Below are 16,568 nucleotides of genomic sequence, written 5' to 3'. Positions count from 1 at the left end.
CTTCTCCGCGGGTCAGGCCTGTACCGCGTCGCGGCGGGTGACCCGCAGGGTCAGCGCGGCGAACGTCAGGGTCAGGAAGAACAGCACCACGCCGAGCGCGGACGCGTAACCGGCCTGCGAGTTCTGGAACGCGTTCAAATAGATCTGCATGCTCAGCACCTGGGTGCTGTTGTTCGGCCCGCCGTGGTTCACCGACATGATGTTGACCAGCGCGAACGCGTCGAACGCCGCGATACCCAGATACACCCACGCCACCTGCAGCGTGTCCCACAACAACGGCAGCGTGATCCGGAAGAACAAGGTGATCTTCGTGGCCCCGTCCAACGCGGCAGCCTCGTAGATCTCCTCGGCGATCGACCCCATCCCGGCTGAGAACAACACCACGTAGAACCCGACCGCCTGCCACACCAGAACCACCAGGATGCAGGTCAACGCCCACCGCTCATCGGCCAGGAACAGCCACGGCGTCCACGACTGCGGCAACAACCCGTTGATCATCCCGGACTTGTCCGACCCGAACACCCGCCCGAAGATCACCGCCACGATCGCCAGAGCCAGCAACTGCGGGAAGAAGAAGATCACCCGATACACCTTCGAACCCCACACCCCGCCGGCCTTCTTGCCACCGGAGTTGAGCAGGAACGCGAAGAACAACGCCAGGGCGATCGTCACGATCGGCATCAGGATCAGCAGATACAGGTTGTGCCGCAACGCGACCCAGAACACCGGGTCGTCCCACAACTTCTGGAAGTTCTCCAGCCCGATGTAGCTGAACCCGCCGTACCCCGACCAGTCGGTCAGCGACAACTGGAACATCTGCAAATACGCGCCGACCACGAACACCAGATAGAGCGCCAGCGGCACGACAAGGAAACCGATGATGAAGGGATACTTGCCGTGCCGCATGACGCCTACCTATCTCTTACCGACGAATAACTTCAGGAGCGGGTGAACTTGGTGATCGACGAGTCCTTGGCCACCGCCTGCGACGCGGCCTCCATGGTGTCGCAGAACTTCTGCGCGTCGCCGCCCTTGAAGAACAGCTGGTTCGCGGCCTCCCGCGAAGCGTCGTCGAGCTTCTTGTACCAGGTGTCGAACAGGTACCCCATGAACACGTCCTGACCGGCCTTGCTCAACGCGTCATTCGCCGAGGTCAGACCGGGGCTGATCGTCACCCCGTCGGCCGCGCCCGCGACCACGGTCAGCGACTTGGTCAGCTTCGTGAACTCGAGGGCCGCTTCCTTCGACAGCATCGTGCGCAGGTATTCCTTACCACCCTGCGGGTTCTTGCTCTTGGCCGCCGCGAAGTAGATCTCCCCGGCCGCCGCGTTGATCGCCGTCGCCGGCAGCTTGTCGGACGCGGTCACGCTCGGGAACGCCATCATCGCGTACTCGAACCCCGCCGGCGTGCTGGCGGCCTGCTCGTTCTCCAGCCACGACCCACACGGGTAGAACGCGACCTTGTCCTGGTTCTGCTGCAGCTGCACCTCAGTGTGCTTCAACCCCAGGTGCGACGGGTTCGCGAACTTCTTACCCACCTCACCCCACGCCGCCGCGGCCTGCTTGACCGCCTCGTTCGTCCACGCACCCGGCTTCAGGTTGTCGATGTCCTTGAGCACCTGCTCGGTACCGATCTTCGCCGCACTGGTCATGATCGCCCGGACCATGTAATACGACGCGTTCGCCCCCGCGTACGAGAACGGCGTGATCCCCGCCGCCTTGATCTTCTCCAACAGCGCGGTGAAATCCGCCCAGGTGGTCGGAATCGTCCACTTGTTCTTGTCGAACAGCTTCTTGTTGTACCAAAGCCCGAACACCGTGAACGAGTAGTTCACCGCGAACGGCTTGCCGTCGTACGTGCCCTGCTGCACCGCACCGGGGACGAGCGTCTCGGCGACGGTCTTGCCCTCGATGTCCAGGGACGGCGCGGCGAACAGATCGGTCAGGTCGGCCGCCTGCCCGGCCTTCACGATCGCGCCGAAGTCCATGATGTCCGACCCCGAGTTGTTGATCATGTCGGGGGCGTTGCCGGAGTTCAGCCGCGGCTTGATGGTCGTGGCGACCTGCTGGGTGGCCGAGTAGGTGACCTTCGAGTCCGGCCACTTCTTGTTGTAGAGCGGAGTGTCCACATCGGTGGCGTACTTGGTGCCGAGACCACCATCGAAGATCACGATCTCGATGCCGGCCTTCGGGTCGATACCCAGCGGGTTGTCCGCCGACTTGGTCCCGGTCGCCTGCTTGGTGTCGTCACTGCTGTCGTCCGAGCCCGCGCAGGCGGACAGGAAGCTGACGCCCGGGGCGGCCACCAGGCCGACGGCGGCGGCACGGCGCAACAGAGTACGACGATCGGTTGTCACAGACATCTATGTCCCTTTCGGAGAGTGGAATCAGCCCTTGACCGCACCGGCGGTGAGCCCGGAGGCGATGTTGCGTTGCACCGCCAGGAAGAAGATGACAACCGGGATCGACGTGATGATCGCGCCGGCCATCAGCGGGCCCCAGTAGGTGCCCCGGCTGGTCTGGTTCTGCATCAGCCAGGCCATCAGGTTCTGGTGTTCCGGGTCGTTGAGCGTGTTGATGATCATGAACTCGTTCCAGGCCTGGATGAACCCGTAGACCGAGGTCGCGACCAGGCCGGGACCGGTCAGCGGCAGGACGATCCGCCAGAACACCTGGCCCCTGGTGCAGCCGTCGATCATCGCGGCCTCGTCCAGCTCGCGCGGGATGCCGGCGATGAAGCCGCGCAGCATCCACACCGTGTACGGCAGGATCAGCACCGTGTAGACCAGCGTCACGCCGACCAGGGTGTTGCCCACCGCGTTCCAGCTCTGCAGCATCAGGAAGATCGGGATCAGCAGCGAGATGAACGGGATCAGCTGCACCGCGAGGACCACCATGATGATCGCCCGCCGGCCGTAGAATCGGAACCGGGCCACCGCGAGCGCGCCCAGGAAGCCGACGATCAGCGCCGCCACCACCGCCATGGCCGTCACCAGCACCCCGTTGACCAGGGACTGCTTGAACAGCGGGGCGTTGAACGCGGAGGTGAAGTTGTCCAGCGTCGGCGCGTTCGGGATGAACGTCGGGGTGAAGCTCGACCACTCGGTCTGCGGTTTGAACGCGGTGATCAGCACCCAGTAGACCGGGAAGAACATCACGAGCGCGAAGATGACGCCGCTGATGTTGGCGACGAGGCTGCCGGCCCGGCTGCGCCCGACGGTCATCACGCCGTCGTCGGCCTTGCGGGCCTTGCGGCGCGGCGGCGTGCTGGTGAGGACGGCCATCAGTCCACCTCTCCGATCTTGAACATCTGGCGGATGTAGACCGCCATCGCGCCGAGCAGGATGAGCACGGTGATCATCGCGATCGCCGAGCCGAGGCCGTACTTGTTCTGCGCGAAGGCCTGCACGTACGAATAGGTCGCCAGGGTCTGGAACTCGGGCTCCGGCTTGCCGTCCCGCATCACCCAGTTCTGGGTGAACAGGCCGAAGTTCCAGATCACCGACAGGGTCGTGACGATCACCATGAGCGGCTTGAGGATCGGCACGGTGATGTTCTTGAACGACTGCCAGGCGTTGGCGCCGTCGACCGTGGCGGCCTCCATCAGCTCCTTGGGCACCTGGGTCAGCCCGGCGTTCAGGGTGATCGCCAGGAACGGGATGCCGGCCCACACCACGCAGGACGTGATCACGATCCAGCCCTGGATCGGGGTGAAGAACCACGAGTGGTTCTGGAACTCGACGCCCGGCAGCTTGTCGATCAGGTAGTTGATCACCCCGACGTCGGAGTCGGTCATCATCTTGAAGATCTGCGCCTGGACCAGCGCGGGCAGCGCCCAGACGAACATCATCGCGATGATCATGAGGAGCCGGACGGTCCTGTTGACCCGGCGCATCAGCAGCGCCACACCGAGGCCGATCAGCACGCTGAGGACCACCGAGACCGCGGTGAAGAGCACCGTGCGCGTGACCACCGACCAGAAGGCGCTGTCGGAGAGCACGGCGACGTAGTTGTCCAGGCCGACGAACGGCGCGGCGGCGCCGGTCCAGAGCTCCTTGAGCCCCAGCTTCTGGAACGAGAGCACCAGCATGCGCCCGACCGGGTAGGCCAGCAGCAGGGCGAGGAGAATCAGCGCCGGGCCGGACAGCAGCCACGGGAGGACGACGTCGTCCCCGCCGCGCTTGCGCCGCTTGTGCCGGACCACCGGTCGCTCCGCGCCGGATCCGTTCGGCCCGCTCTGCGTGCGGGTCGCCGGAGAGTCGACGGCGTACATCAGCTTTCCTCTCTCACCGAAGAAGAAGAGACAGCGGTGCGCTGCCCGCCCGCCGGAGGGCGGGCGGGCAGCGTCCGGATCAGCCGTTGAGCGTCTTGGCGATCTGCTCGTCAGCGGCGGCAGTGGCGTCCGCCAGGGACTTCTTGCCGGTCAGGATGTCCGACAGCATGTTCTGCAGCACGTTGGCCTTCTCCACGTCGGCCCACTTGCCGGAGTTCGGCACCGCCCAGCTGTTCTTCGCCGCGCCGGCGGTGAACTTCAGCGCCGGGTTGTCGGCGGCGGCCTGGTCCAGCAGCGAGGTGGCGTTCGGCAGGGCGCCGGCCTTGATCAGGCCCTTCATCGAGGTGCTGTCGGTGAAGGCCTTGATCCACTGAGCGGCCAGCTCCGGGTTCTTGCTCTTCAGCGGGACGCCGACGTTCGAGCCACCGAGCAGCGAGGGGATCTCCGGCATCGGAGCGGCGGCCAGCTTGCCGTCCACCTTGGTCGGAACCAGCGGCGAGTTGGCGTCGTTCGGGTCCTTCTTGACCTTCTCGGCGGAACCCTGCTCCCAGCCGTTGCCGTAGAACATGCCGGCGTTGGCCTGGCTGAACACCAGGTACTGGTCGGCCTCGTCCTTGGTGACGTCCGCCTTCGAGTACTTCTTGACCAGGTCGACCCACTTCTGCAGACCGGCCTGCGAGGCCGGCGTGGAGAGCTGGCCGGTCCACTTGTCGCCGTCCTTCTTGGCGATGTCGCCGCCGTTGGCCTTCACCCACGACATCGCGGCGTACCAGTAGCGACCCGGCATGTAGACCGAGCCGAACTTGGCGTCCTTGTTGGCGGCCTGCACCTTGTCCGCGTCGGCGAGGAACTCGTCGTACGTCTTCGGCGCGTCGGTGATGCCGGCCTTCTCGAACAGGTCCTTGCGGTAGATCAGCACCCGGGCGCCCGCGTAGTAAGGCACGCAGTAGGTCTTGCCGTCCTTCTCACAGGCGCCGGAGAGGCCGGCCAGCCAGGTGTCGGAGTTCTCGAAGCTCTTCTTGTCGAGCTCGGCGAAACCCTCGGAGTCGACGTACTTCGGGAACTGGGTGTTGCCCAGCTCGACCACGTCCGGGACGTCCGAGCCGGCCAGCGAGGCGTCCAGCTTGGTGAGCACGTTCGCCCACTGCTGGTACTCGACCTGCACCTGCGCGCCGGTGGCGTCGGTGAACCGCTTGGAGGCGTCGTCGACGACGCTCTTCCAGCCGCTCTGGGCGTCGACCATGAGCCAGACCTTGATGGTCTTGCCCTTGCCGTCGACGGTGTTGTTGGCCGACGTGGTGGCACTGTCGCCGCTGTTGCCACCGCACGCGGCGGTACCGACCAGCGTCGCGGCGAGAGCCGCGGCGACCGCGAACTTGCGCTTCACTTTTCCTCCCGGAAGGGGTTTCATGCGTAAAAAGGGGTTAGGCGTCTTTCGCCGCTTTGTGTCCGTGCACTGCCTGGGCGGTGCGCTGGAAGGCGGCATGCGAGCGTTCGTGGGTCCGCTGCGCGACGGCCACGTAGAGCAGATCGAGGACCACCAGCTGGGGATGCCGGGCGGAGAGTGCGTCCGGCCGGAAGGTGGTCGCCTGGGTCGCGGTGATCAGGACGATGTCGGCGAGCTCGGCCAGCGGGGAACGAGGGAAGCTGGTGAGCGCGATGGTGGTGGCGCCCCGGCTGCTCGCCTCGGCGAGCAGCTCGATCGTCTCGCCGGTCTCGCCGGTGTGCGAGATGCCGAGCGCGACGTCGCCGGGCCGGGACAGCGCGGCGCTGGCCAGACCGTTGTGCACGTCGGTCCAGGCCCACACCGGGATGCCGATGCGGTGCAGACTGAACTGCATCTCCTCGCCGACCAGCGCGCTTCCGCTGGCGCCGAAGATGTTCACCCGCGGTGCGGCGGCGATCGCCACCGCGGCCCGCTCCACCTCGCCCAGGTCCAGCAGCGAGGCGGTGTCGTGCATGGCCCTGGTGTCGGAGGCCATGATCTGGCCGAGCACCCGCTCCAGGGGGTCGTTGGGCTGGATCTCCCGGCCGATGTCGACCGTCCAGCCGGCCGAGCGGGCCCGCCCGGTCTCCGCGGCGATGCCCAGCCGCAGGTCGGCGTAGCCGTCGAAACCCAGCGCCCGGCAGAACCGGGTCACCGTCGCCGGTGAGGTGCCGCTGCGCTCGGCGAGCTCGACGATGGTGGCGCGGGAGGCGGCGGCCGGGTCGGTGAGGACCTGCTCGGCGACCCGCTGCAGCGCGCCGGTGAACTCCGGCAGCAGCGTCCGGACCCGGACCAGGACCCCGTCGGCGGGCGGGTGGTCCATGGGGTCGCTCCCGATTTTTTCCGTACGCCCGTTCTCGCCGCGCCCGTTCTCGGCCCGCCCGTTGTCGCCGCGGCCGTTCTCGCCACGGCCGCTCTCGGGCCGTCCGTGGTCACCACGGCCGTTCTCGCCGCGCCCGTTCTCGCCGCGGCCGTTTTCACCACGGCCGTTCTCGGCCCGCCCGCTGTCGCCGCGCCCGTTCTCGCCGCGCCCGTTCTCGCCACGCCCGTTCTCGCCGCGCCCGCTGTCGCCGCGGGCGTCGGCCGGCCGGGGCCGGGGTTCGCTCCGGGCCCAGAAATTCTGGTCAAGCCGGTCCCGCACCGTGATGTCGCTCCCGTCGGGGGCGGCCTCGCCGCGGGCCGGCGAGTCGGCAACCGCGGTCAAGGCGGTCCCGTCCATCTCCGGCTCAGCCATCGGTCACCCTTTCAGGAAGGACTGTTTACTGTTGCGGTAAAAGTTCTTACTAACCGCCCCTCCGTGTCAAGGCCGTGGGTGAAGTTTTCAAACCGTTACCTGACCTGGGCCGATGAACGCGTGTTTCACAGCAGCCAGATGACAGCCATCGATCCGGAAATAACCCTTACAACGTGGTCGCCATCACATGTCCAACTTGCGCCCGTTTTGCGCTCCCCTGATCAGCCCACTGACCGCCGCTGATCAGCCCACGCACCCTCACCCGTTCGGCGCCTTCCGCAGGCACCCCGAAACCCCGCGGACACGTCGGAAACACGATCAAAAACATTTCCGGTACGCCGTGCGCCCGGCCGACCCACCCAAAACCGCGCCGCCTCAAACCGCAGCCGATCTCGCCGCCATCGGTCGCCACCGGCCGCAGCCGCCACCCGCCGCCTCAGACCGCAGCCCACCTCGCCGTCACCGGCTGTCTCTCATGGGTCCCTCAACCGGCTTGAAACACCCGTGACCACCAGCCGAGCCGCACCCCTGCGCGGCTCGACCGCACTTGGGTACGCGCCGGCCGGACAGCGTTTTTCCACATTCCCGCGTCGTCCACAGGCTGTCCGTCATCGACCGTTCAGCGTCGCCACACTGTTCAGGCGGGGGTCCCCCAGGGAGGGCGGGCTGACTGCATCGCCGGACGACCGGATCGCAGGCCGACCGGTTCGCGCGAACACGGGATCGCGCGCCGACGATCGCTAGAACAAAGGATCGCGAGCGCCGGACCCCGAGCCGTCCGGATCCCGGGCAGGCGGGATCGCGAGAAGACAGGATCGCGAGCGCCGGAACGCGAGCCGGCCGGACCCCGAGCCGTCCGGACCCCGAGCCGTCCGGACCCCGAGCCGTCCGGACCCCGAGCAGGCGGGATCGCGAAAAGACAGGATCGCGAGCGCCGGATCGCGGGCCGGCCGACTCCGGGCAGGCGGGATCGCGGATCTACGGGCTCGTGATCAGCCGGCGGTGGCTCGGATCGCTTCCACGAAGGCTTCCGAGCGGTGCTCGAAGTTACGGAAGCGGCCGTAGCTGGGCGCGGCCGGGGACAGCAGCACCACGCCGCCGGCCGGGGTCACCTCGCGGGCCAGCCGGACCGCGTCGGCCAGGTCCTCGGACGGGATCGTGGTGATCTTCGGGAGGTCGGCCAGTTCGGCGAGGATGCGCGGGCCGCTGTCCGGCATGCCGATCACGGTGAGTTGCCGGGAGGCGAGGAAATCTCGTAACGGTGAGTAGTCCAGGCCGCGGTCGGTGCCGCCGACCAACACGGTGAGTGGCCGGTCCTCGTAGGCCTCGATGGCGTGCATGGCGGCGAACGGGGCGGTGGACAGGGTGTCGTCGACGAAGGTGAGGCCGGACGGGTCGGGGATCTCGGTGAGCCGGTGCGGCAGGCCCTCGAAGGCGCGGACCGCGGCGGCCAGCTCGGCGCGCAGGCCGACCACGTCGATGCCCATGCCGTCCAGCACGGCCAGCGCCACGCACAGGTTGCGCTCGTTGTGTTTGCCTTTGAGCCGCAGCTCGGAACGGTCGAAGAGCGGGTCGTCGCTGCAGAAGACGGTGCCCTCCTCGACCCGGAAGCGGGAGTCGCCGGCGGCGGCCGGCACCGGCGGGAAACCGTTCCGGTCGGTCGCGCCGCGGAGCTCGTCGCGGAGCCGCTCGTCGGCGCCGTTCACCACGATCAGATCCGGTCCGTGGCGGAGGATGTTCAGCTTGTCGCGGTAGTACTCCCGCTCGCCGCCGTGCGCGTCCAGGTGCTCCGGAAAGAGCGAGGTGACCACCGCCACCCGGGGCGAGTCGGTCAGGTCGGCGCACTGGTAGCTGGAGAGTTCCAGCACGTAGAGCTCGGCCTCGGGCAGGTCGAGCAGGGGTACGCCGATGTTCCCGCCGTACGCGTTCGGCCGCCCGGCCGCCGCGAGCAGGTGGCTGATCAGGCTGGAGGTGGTGCTCTTGCCCTTGCTGCCGGTGACCCCGACGGTCCGCGCCGCGTGGTCGGCCATCCAGAGCGCGCTGCCGCCGGTGACGGTGATCCCGCGCCCGCGCAGCTCCGCCATGAACGGGTGGGTGGACGGCACCCCGGGCGACCGGACGATGACATCCGCGCTGGCCAGAGCCGCGAAGGCGTGCTCGCCGCCGGCCAGCGGGGCGAGCGTGCCGTCCCACGGGTCGTCCAGGTATCCGGCGCTGTCGTTGACCGCGATCAGCCGCGCGGGCTCGTGCCGGGCGATCGCGGTCACCGCGGCCCGGCCCTCCCGGCCGGTCCCCCAGACCGCCACCGATCGGCCGCGCAGGTCTGCCAGGCGCACGTCGTCTCCCCAGGTTGGTTTCCAGCCGGACCGCACTAATATTGCCCGTCAGCCAGTAGACAGGAGTTCCCGGGTGCAGTTCGACGTCATGCGCTTCCCCTCGTCCGCGTTCGATCCGACGACGGGGGTCGCCACGTTCGACTACGTGCTCGACGGTCCGGAGCCGCTGAGCTTCACCGAGACGATCACGTTCCCGGTTGCCGCGGCCGAGCCGCCGGCCGCCTTCTTCCGGGTGCTCGATCTGCTGCACGTGGTCGCCGGGGTGAGCTACTACAAGGTGGGCGCCCCGCCGCGGGTGCTCGCGCCGCTGCCGGTGGCGCCCGCGGTCGCCGCCTGGTTCACCCGGATCTACACCGACGGCCTGGCCGAGTTCGCGTACCGCAACCAGCTCCCGCACGTCCTGGAGCTGACCGTGGAGACCCCCGGCGAGCAGCCCCCGGCCGACCCGGTGGCGGTCACCGGCCGGCCGCTGTCCGCGGTCGGCGGCGGCAAGGACTCGATCGTCACGCTGGAAATCCTGCGTGCCGCCGGGCTCGACCCGGTCCCCTTCTCGGTCAACCCGAACCCGGTGATCGAGAACGTGAACGCCGCCTCCGGCCTGCCCGCCCTGGCCGCCCGCCGCAAGCTCGACCCACGGCTGTTCGAGCTGAACAAGGCCGGTGCGCTGAACGGGCACATCCCGGTCACCGCGATCAACTCGCTGATCGCGATCGCCACCGCGGTGTGGCACGGGCTGGGCCCGGTGGTGATGTCGAACGAGCGCTCCGCGTCCGACCCGAACCTGATCTGGAACGGTCACGAGGTCAACCACCAGTGGTCCAAGGGGGTGCTCGCCGAGGGGCTGCTGCGGGACGCGGTGACGGCGCACACCGGTCTGGTCGACCCGTACTTCTCACTGCTCCGGACGCTCTCCGAGCTGCACATCGCACAGCTGTTCGCCGGTCACACCGCGTACGATGATGTGGTCACCAGCTGTAACAAGGCGTTCAAGTTGCACGACCCGACGGCCCGCTGGTGCGGTGACTGCCCGAAGTGCCGGTTCGTCTTCCTGGCGATGGCCCCGCACATGTCCCGGGAGCGGCTGGCGCACATCTTCGGGCACGACCTGTTCACCGACGAGTCGCAGGTCCCGGGCTTCAAGGAGCTGCTCGGTGTGGACGGGCACAAGCCGTTCGAGTGCGTCGGCGAGGCGGAGGAGTGCCTGGTCGCCCTCTCCCTGCTGACCGACGACGCGCCGGTGCTGGTGGCGCTGCGCGCGGCCGTCCCGGCGTCCGCCTGGGACTCGGTCTCGCACAGCACCGTCTTCACCCCGGGCGGTCCGCACCACATCCCGGCGGCGTACCAGAAGATCCTCGACGCCGCCCTCTGAGGGCTACTCCGGGGCGTCGTGGTGGATGCGGGCCGGGTCGACGCCCAGCTGCCGCAGGGCGATGCTGGTCGCGGCCAGCATCAGCGGCGGCCCGGCCAGGTAGACCTCGTGCCGTGACCACTCGCCGTAAGCCGCGACCGCGTCGGTGACCAGACCGGACGCGTACGGCCCCGGGTTGCCCTCGGCGACCACCGGGACCACCGTGGCCCGGGGCGCCTGCCGGGCCAGCGCGGTCAGCGACTCGATGTCGTAGAGCTCGCCGAGGTTGCGCACGCCCCAGAAGAGCACCGCCGGGCGGGTGTCCCGGACCGCGGCCAGCTCGGCGAGCATCGCTTTCATCGGGGCCACCCCGGTGTCGCCGGCGATCATCAGCACGCCCCGGCCCGGCTCGGCGGGCAGGCCCATCTCGCCCTCGGGGCGGCCGATCCGCACCCGGTCGCCGGGCCGGGTGCCGTGCACCAGCGTGCCGCTCACCCCGGTCTCGGTCTTGGCCCGCACGTGCAGCTCGATCACGTCGTCCACCTGCGGGGCGCCGGCCAGCGAATACGGCCGCCAGACGCCGGGGACGGCGCCGACCTCGACCCGCGCGTACTGCCCCGGGCGGTAGGGCATCGGCAGGAACGGCCGCAGCCGGACCACCGCGAGGTCGGGCCGGCGCAGGTCGTGCCCGACCACCTCGGTCTCCCAGACGGTCGGCTGGTAGGCGATCAGCGTGCCGCCGTGCACGATCCACTCGTAGACGTGCTGCCAGGTCCACCGCCAGGCCTGGTCGAAGTCCTGCCGCCAGGTGCCCGGCGGCATCCCGGCCCGCATCGCCTCGGCGAGCGCCGCGCCGACCAGGTGCAGCTGGCTCCACTGCACGCCGCACTCGGCGAGCACCGCGCCGACCTGCCCGGCCCCGGCCACCACGGCCGGCGGGTCGTCGAGCCGGTGCACCAGCCAGGTGATCGCCCGGGCCAGCTGCCGCCGCTGCGAGTCGACGCTGCCGGGCAGCGCGGTCAGCAGGTCCGGCTGGGCCTGCAGCAGCGCCCGCCAGAGCCGCTCGGCCACCTCGTCCACCCCGCCGGCGAAGGTCAGGCTGGTGCTGAGCAGCCGCTGGGTGTCCTGCAGCGCCAGGGCGTCGCCCGGGTCCATGCCGTCCGCCGCGGCGTGCCGCCGGGTGGTGTTGCGGGCGAAGTGCGCGGCGTACTCCGCCGGGGTGACCGAGGGGAACTCGGTGCCGGGCGCGCCGATCGGGCGCGCCGGCGGCACGCCGGGGACCGCCGGGGTCGGGGTCACCGGTCCGCCCGGGTTGATCCCGGTGATCGGATTGACCCGATTGATCGGTACGCCGTAGGCCGCGCTGGCTCCGGCGCGGTCCTCGTGCCCGGCGACGCCCCGCCGCTGGCCGCCCGGGCCGAGACCGGACCGGCCCAGCGCGGCGCCCTGGTCGCCGCGCCACAGCAGCTCGGACCCGGCGCCGGTGGTGCCCGCGCCGCCGGGTGGCGCCGGCTCGCCCTCGCTCACCGGGCGGGCGGCGTCGCCGGCCTGGCCGGTGCGGCCGATCCCGGACACGTTCCCCGGGCGGGCCGCGCTGCCGGCGGACACCGCGGCCGGCCGGAAGAACGAGGTGATCGCCGGAACGGCCGGCCGGTCCGGGCCGACGGCCGGCCCCGGCGCGCCGGAGTCGGCGGCCTCGGGCGCCGCGGGTGGCTCGGCGCCGGCGTCCGGCTCGGCCCGCTTCTGCTTGCCGGCCGGCAGCTCGGACAGCGCGGCGGCGGCGTCGGCAGCGCCGGCCGCGGCCGCGTCGGGCGCGCTCTGGCGCAGCCGGATGGCCCGCAGCAGGGCGAGCAGATGCGGATCTGATCCCGGACCAGACGACAACTGACACCCCCCGAGAAGCGGAACGTGCGAACAGTACAACCGTACTGCCGATTTCGGCCGGCGACCGCCCGTGCCCCGCACCCCATCTTGCCGCATCGGGGTCGGCAGAATGCTGGTGTGCCAGCCATCGCCATCACCACCCCCGACGACCCGCGCATCGGTGACTACCGGGCCCTCACCGACCTGGAACTGCGCACCCGCTGGGAGCCGCCGAACGGCCTGTTCATCGCCGAGGGGGAGCTGGTCATCCAGCGTGCCCTGCGGGCCGGTTACCGGCTGCGCTCGGCACTGGTCGACGAGAAGCGCGCCGACCAGCTCACCGGCCTGCCGGCGGACGCCCCGCTGTACGCCGCCGCCCCGCCGGTCCTGGAGTCGATCACCGGCTTCCACGTGCACCGCGGCATCCTCGCCTCGTTCCACCGCCGCCCGCTGCCCTCGCTGGCCGACCTGCTCGGCAGCGCGCGGAACCTGGCCGTGCTGGAGGGCCTGAACACGCACACCAACCTGGGCGCGCTGTTCCGCAGCGCGGCCGCGCTCGGCATCGACGCCATCGTGCTCTCGCCGAACTGCGCCGACCCGCTCTACCGGCGGGCGGTGCGGGTGAGCATGGGCGAGGTGTTCGCCATCCCGTACACGAAGGCGGAGACCTGGCCGGATCCGCTGACCGCGATCCGGGACGCCGGCTTCACCCTGCTCGCGATGACCCCGGCGCCGGACGCGGTGGCCCTCCAGCGGCTCACCCCGGAGCAGCGCCGGCGTCCCGCCCTGCTGCTCGGCGCCGAGGGTCCCGGGCTCACCGCGGAGGCGCTCCGGGCCAGCGACGTGCGGGTCGCCATCCCGATGCACAACAACGTCGACTCGCTCAACGTGGCGACCGCCGCCGCCATCACCTTCTACGAGCTGACCCGGGATCACTCCAGCAGGTAAGTCAGGTGGGTGGCCTGCCCGGATGCCCGGGCGTGCACCTGGCGCAGCCGCCGGGACAGCCCGCCCGGGAAGAGCGGCGTGCCGGCCCCGAGCAGCACCGGCGACAGGTGCAGCCGCAGCTCGTCGACCAGCCCCGCGTCCAGCGCGCCCCGGATCACCTGGGCGCCGCCCATGATCACCACGTCCCGCTCCCCGGCCAGCGCGACGCCCTTGGCGACCGCGCTGGCCACCCCGTCCACCACGAAGGTCATCCGGTCGGCGAGCCGCACCGTGTCCGGCGGGATCCGGGTCACCACCAGCACCGGTGGCGTCGCCGCGCGGTCCGCGCCGTAACCCATCTCGTCGGTCCACCCGTGGGGCCCGTCGACGATGTCGAACAGCCGCCGCCCCATGATCACCGCGCCGGTGGCGGCGGTGGTCGCGTCCAGCACGTCGGCGTCCACCGGGTCCGGGTGCAGCGCCCAGGTGTGCAGCGCCTCGCCGCCGTCGCCGAGCCCGTTGTCCCGGCCCGGGTCCGGCCCGGTCACGTATCCGTCCAGTGACATCGAGATGTCGGCGATCACCCGTGCCATGCCTGTCCCCTCTCGTCACGTTCCGGGGACAAGTCTCAGGTCCGCGGCACCAACCGGCCACCCGTCCAGGCCAGCCCCATCCCGGCGGCGAGGAGCAGCAGCGCGCCGACCGTCGGCAGCGGCCGCACCGCGTACGACCCGGCGCCCAGCGCCACCGCAGCGAGCATCAGCAGCACGCCGTCCGCCGGGTTGACCAGCTTGGAGCGGAACACCGCCCAGCCGAGCAGCAGCAGCCCGGTCCCGGAGATCGCGCAGGCCACCTGGACCAGGGTCCGCACCTGCCCGGCGGCGAGCGAGACCGAGTCGGCCGCGCCGTCCGCGGGCAGCGCGGCCAGCGGCAGCAGCAGGGTGCCGCCGGCCAGCGCGACCAGCAGCCCGGTCAGCGCGACGCGCCGGGTCCGTGCCCCGGCGAGCAGGCCGGCCAGCGCGATCAGCGCGACCGCCGCCAGCCAGCCGGCCAGCAGCGCGACCGGCAACGGGCCGGGCGGGACGCCGACCCCCAGGGTGACCCAGCCGTACAGGACCGAGGCCGCGGGCAGCGCCCACAGGGCCAGCCGGGCGAACCGGCGCACCGACCAGATCCACACCGCCTCCCGGACCGGGAGCACGTAGTGGTCCGCGACGGCGCCGTCGGCCGGGGCGGCGGCGCCGACCCAGGCCGGGGCCACCCGCAGGGGCCGGCCGCTCGCGGTGTGACGATGGCTGATGCTCATGGCTCCGCCTCGCTCGCAGGGGCAACACGCCGAGCGGCCGGGGGCAACCGGTCGGAAATCCGAGACGAAGCATGTCAAATACGTAGGAAGCTGTGAGCCTAATCTCAGGAAATGTCGAGAAAAGCCGGACGGCCGGCCTCCGTGGAGACCGGCCGTCCGTGCTGACAGCTTCCGTCCTGACGGGTCAGGAACGCTCGGGCTGGGCCGCCCCGTTGTAGTCCGCCCCGCCGATCGCCGACGCCGGCGGCACCGCCGGCGCGGCGGGCAGCGCCGCGGTCTGCTCCGAGTCGCCGGACACCTGCGCCTCGGCCTCGCGCACCTCGGCGTTCACCCGCTGCGCCTCGGCCGCGGCGGCCTCCGCGGCGGCCTCCGCCTCGCGCTCCACCGCACCGGCGTCCACCTGCGGCGACGGGATGTCGCCGGCCATGTTGGCCAGGCCGCCCAGCGCGCCGCCGAGACCCTCCAGGGCCTTGGTCAGCTCGGTCGGCACGATCCACACCTTGTTCGCCGAGCCGTTGGCGATCTGCGGCAGGCTCTGCAGGTACTGGTACGCCAGCACCTTCTGCGACGGGTTGGCCTGGTGGATCGCGTCGAACACGGTCCGGATCGCCTTGGCCTGACCCTCGGCCTGCAGGATCCGGGACTGCCGGTCACCGTCGGCGCGGAGCACCGCGGCCTGCTTCTCACCCTCGGCGGTGAGGATCTGCGCCTGCTTGTGACCCTCGGCGTTCAGGATCGTCGCGCGGCGCTCCCGCTCGGCGCGCATCTGCTTCTCCATCGAGTCGCGGATGCTCGGCGGCGGCTCGATCGCCTTGATCTCCACCCGGGTGACCTTGATGCCCCACCGGCCGGTGGTCTCGTCCAGCACCGTGGACAGGTGCCGGTTGATCTCCTCGCGGCTGGTCAGCGCGCGCTCCAGGTCGAGCGAACCGATCACGTTGCGCAGGGTGGTGACGGTGAGCTGCTCGATCGCCTGGAGGAAGTTGGCGATCTCGTAGGTGGCCCGGACCGGGTCGACGACCTTGAAGTAGAGCACGGTGTCGATCGAGACGACCAGGTTGTCCGAGGTGATCACCGGCTGCGGCGGGAACGAGACCACCTGCTCCCGCATGTCCACCTTGCTGCGCACCGCGTCGACGAACGGGACCAGCAGGTTGAGGCCCGGGTTGAGGGTCCGCTTGTAGCGGCCCAGCCGCTCCACCACGTCCATCCGCTGCTGTGGGACGATCCGGATGGACCGGACGATGGTGGTCACCGCGAAGATGGCGATGACTATGACCAGGACAGCGATGACTGCTTCCATGGCGCCTCTCTATGTGTAGCGATGCACTTCTTGTCAGAGGTCGGGCAGATCGTCGTGCCAGACCAGGGCGGTGGCGCCCCGGACCTTGACCACGCGGACCCGCTGGCCGGCCGGGAACGTCTCCCGGCCGTCGAAGGAGCGGGCCTGCCAGATCTCGCCGTCGATCCGGATCTGGCCGTGGTCGGCGTCAACGTCCTCGAGCACGGTGCCGTGGTGCCCCTCCATCGCCTCGATGCCGAAGGGGGTGTCGCCGGTCTCCAGCGCGGACCGGGCGTGCCGCATGATCACCGGGCGGATCGCCGCCACCGACAGCCCGGAGACCAGGGCGAAGACGATGACCTGGAGGAGCAGCGGCGCACCCAGGGCAGCCGCCAGGGCCGCCGCGGCGGCGCCGGCCGCGAAGAAGATGATCAGAATGGTCGCGGTGAAGGCCTCGCCGATCGCCAGAGCGACGGCGAGGACGACCCAGAGAACGGCATCCACATCAACGAT

At 70.3% G+C, this 16,568-nt stretch carries 14 protein-coding genes; 2 read left to right on the top strand and 12 right to left on the bottom strand.

Annotated elements, in window-relative coordinates:
• Nucleotides 1-12: 12 nt before the first annotated feature.
• From BJY16_RS17440 to murD, 7 genes are all read right to left on the bottom strand, one after another.
• Entirely contained in the window at nucleotides 13-906 is an 894-nt protein-coding gene (locus BJY16_RS17440; protein WP_185040470.1) for a carbohydrate ABC transporter permease, read from the bottom strand.
• A 32-nt stretch (nucleotides 907-938) separates the two neighbouring features.
• Complete coding sequence (gene ngcE / locus BJY16_RS17435) at nucleotides 939-2,363, bottom strand: N-acetylglucosamine/diacetylchitobiose ABC transporter substrate-binding protein (RefSeq protein WP_185040469.1); 1,425 nt, start codon at nucleotides 2,361-2,363, stop codon at nucleotides 939-941.
• 24 nt (nucleotides 2,364-2,387) lie between these two features.
• Entirely contained in the window at nucleotides 2,388-3,284 is an 897-nt protein-coding gene (locus BJY16_RS17430) for a carbohydrate ABC transporter permease (RefSeq protein WP_185040468.1), read from the bottom strand.
• Nucleotides 3,284-4,273 (bottom strand): carbohydrate ABC transporter permease, encoded by a 990-nt coding sequence (locus BJY16_RS17425; protein WP_185040467.1) that lies wholly within the window; start codon nucleotides 4,271-4,273, stop codon nucleotides 3,284-3,286. Before BJY16_RS17425 ends, BJY16_RS17430 begins: the two co-directional genes overlap by 1 nt.
• Nucleotides 4,274-4,352: 79 nt before the next feature.
• Entirely contained in the window at nucleotides 4,353-5,660 is a 1,308-nt protein-coding gene (locus BJY16_RS17420; protein ID WP_185040466.1) for an extracellular solute-binding protein, read from the bottom strand.
• Nucleotides 5,661-5,697: 37 nt separating this feature from the next.
• On the bottom strand, nucleotides 5,698-6,582 hold the full coding sequence (locus BJY16_RS17415) for a MurR/RpiR family transcriptional regulator (RefSeq protein WP_185046505.1): 885 nt from the start codon (nucleotides 6,580-6,582) through the stop codon (nucleotides 5,698-5,700).
• 1,403 nt (nucleotides 6,583-7,985) lie between these two features.
• The gene (murD, locus tag BJY16_RS17410; RefSeq protein WP_185040465.1) at nucleotides 7,986-9,329 is read right to left on the bottom strand and encodes a UDP-N-acetylmuramoyl-L-alanine--D-glutamate ligase; all 1,344 of its coding nucleotides are present in this window, start codon (nucleotides 9,327-9,329) and stop codon (nucleotides 7,986-7,988) included.
• A 73-nt stretch (nucleotides 9,330-9,402) separates the two neighbouring features.
• On the opposite strand from murD, the gene BJY16_RS17405 reads away from it, so the two are divergent.
• Complete coding sequence (locus tag BJY16_RS17405) at nucleotides 9,403-10,698, top strand: MurL-like N-terminal domain-containing (protein WP_486303882.1); 1,296 nt, start codon at nucleotides 9,403-9,405, stop codon at nucleotides 10,696-10,698.
• A gap of 3 nt (nucleotides 10,699-10,701) precedes the next feature.
• Here the strand turns inward: BJY16_RS17405 and BJY16_RS17400 are convergent, their stop codons facing one another.
• Nucleotides 10,702-12,561, bottom strand: coding sequence for an FAD-binding oxidoreductase (locus BJY16_RS17400; RefSeq protein ID WP_239176577.1), 1,860 nt, complete (start codon nucleotides 12,559-12,561; stop codon nucleotides 10,702-10,704).
• Between the two features lie 117 nt (nucleotides 12,562-12,678).
• Here BJY16_RS17400 and BJY16_RS17395 point away from each other — a divergent pair, with 117 nt between their 5' ends.
• The gene (locus BJY16_RS17395) at nucleotides 12,679-13,488 is read left to right on the top strand and encodes a TrmH family RNA methyltransferase (RefSeq protein ID WP_185040463.1); all 810 of its coding nucleotides are present in this window, start codon (nucleotides 12,679-12,681) and stop codon (nucleotides 13,486-13,488) included.
• On the opposite strand, the gene BJY16_RS17390 is transcribed toward BJY16_RS17395, so the two are convergent.
• The 4 genes from BJY16_RS17390 to BJY16_RS17375 form a co-directional block, all read right to left on the bottom strand.
• Nucleotides 13,473-14,060: a dihydrofolate reductase family protein gene (locus BJY16_RS17390; RefSeq protein ID WP_185040462.1), complete on the bottom strand. Its 588-nt coding sequence runs from the start codon at nucleotides 14,058-14,060 to the stop codon at nucleotides 13,473-13,475. The two genes, BJY16_RS17395 and BJY16_RS17390, sit on opposite strands and share 16 nt — an antisense overlap.
• 35 nt (nucleotides 14,061-14,095) lie before the next feature.
• Nucleotides 14,096-14,773 (bottom strand): hypothetical protein, encoded by a 678-nt coding sequence (locus BJY16_RS17385; protein WP_185040461.1) that lies wholly within the window; start codon nucleotides 14,771-14,773, stop codon nucleotides 14,096-14,098.
• A 184-nt stretch (nucleotides 14,774-14,957) separates the two neighbouring features.
• On the bottom strand, nucleotides 14,958-16,076 hold the full coding sequence (locus BJY16_RS17380; RefSeq protein ID WP_185040460.1) for an SPFH domain-containing protein: 1,119 nt from the start codon (nucleotides 16,074-16,076) through the stop codon (nucleotides 14,958-14,960).
• A gap of 33 nt (nucleotides 16,077-16,109) precedes the next feature.
• Entirely contained in the window at nucleotides 16,110-16,559 is a 450-nt protein-coding gene (locus BJY16_RS17375; RefSeq protein WP_185040459.1) for an NfeD family protein, read from the bottom strand.
• Nucleotides 16,560-16,568: the final 9 nt, after the last annotated feature.

Source organism: Actinoplanes octamycinicus (assembly GCF_014205225.1).
Taxonomy (GTDB): Bacteria; Actinomycetota; Actinomycetes; order Mycobacteriales; family Micromonosporaceae; genus Actinoplanes; species Actinoplanes octamycinicus.
This window is presented reverse-complemented; position numbering and strand designations above follow the sequence as displayed.

Excerpts from the sequence above, each read along its gene's own strand:
- BJY16_RS17415 (WP_185046505.1), bottom strand. The coding sequence starts at position 6,582 with ATGGACCACCCGCCCGCCGACGGGGTCCTGGTCCGGGTCCGGACGCTG.
- BJY16_RS17385 (WP_185040461.1), bottom strand. The coding sequence starts at position 14,773 with ATGAGCATCAGCCATCGTCACACCGCGAGCGGCCGGCCCCTGCGGGTG.
- BJY16_RS17380 (WP_185040460.1), bottom strand. The coding sequence starts at position 16,076 with ATGGAAGCAGTCATCGCTGTCCTGGTCATAGTCATCGCCATCTTCGCG.
- BJY16_RS17430 (WP_185040468.1), bottom strand. The coding sequence starts at position 3,284 with ATGGCCGTCCTCACCAGCACGCCGCCGCGCCGCAAGGCCCGCAAGGCC.
- BJY16_RS17390 (WP_185040462.1), bottom strand. The coding sequence starts at position 14,060 with ATGGCACGGGTGATCGCCGACATCTCGATGTCACTGGACGGATACGTG.
- ngcE (WP_185040469.1), bottom strand. The coding sequence starts at position 2,363 with ATGTCTGTGACAACCGATCGTCGTACTCTGTTGCGCCGTGCCGCCGCC.
- BJY16_RS17440 (WP_185040470.1), bottom strand. The coding sequence starts at position 906 with ATGCGGCACGGCAAGTATCCCTTCATCATCGGTTTCCTTGTCGTGCCG.
- BJY16_RS17425 (WP_185040467.1), bottom strand. The coding sequence starts at position 4,273 with ATGTACGCCGTCGACTCTCCGGCGACCCGCACGCAGAGCGGGCCGAAC.